The organism is Jatrophihabitans lederbergiae, assembly GCF_031845305.1.
GTDB lineage: Bacteria > Actinomycetota > Actinomycetes > Mycobacteriales > Jatrophihabitantaceae > Jatrophihabitans_A > Jatrophihabitans_A lederbergiae.
The window spans coordinates 1-387 of sequence record NZ_JAVREH010000233.1 but is presented as its reverse complement, the minus strand read 5'-3'; the positions used below and the strand labels follow the sequence as shown (position 1 = coordinate 387).

Genomic DNA, 387 nt, shown 5'->3' with positions numbered 1-387 from the left:
ACAACCCGATATTCTTCACCCTGAAGGTGCTCCTCGCTCCGCATGAACTGGTCGTCGCAACCCTGATTCTTGCTGGCTTGGAGCACTTTTCAGTTGATCAACGCGCCGCCCTCATGAAAGCCCCGGGCTAACCCCAATACCGTTCAGTTAAGCTTACAGCGGTGTAGTTTGGTGGTATGCCTCGTGCTGGATGGGTGAAGCCGGAGACGGGTCGTCGGTTGTCGGATCTGGTGTCGGTGGGTGTGCTGACCCGGGTGTTTCCGCCGGATCTGGTGGATGAGGTGATCGCCGGGGTCGGCCGGACCGAACTGCGTCATCGGTCGCTGCCGGCCCGGGTGATGGCGTACTTCTCCATCGGGATGGCGCTGTACTCGGAGGGGTCGTATG

The 387-nt window shown here is 60.5% G+C and carries 1 protein-coding gene; it reads left to right on the top strand.

Features of this window, described 5'->3' with window-relative positions:
* Window positions 1-176: 176 nt before the first annotated feature.
* On the top strand, window positions 177-387 hold a 211-nt coding region (locus tag RM423_RS25100; protein WP_311425754.1), incomplete at its 3' end, for a transposase domain-containing protein.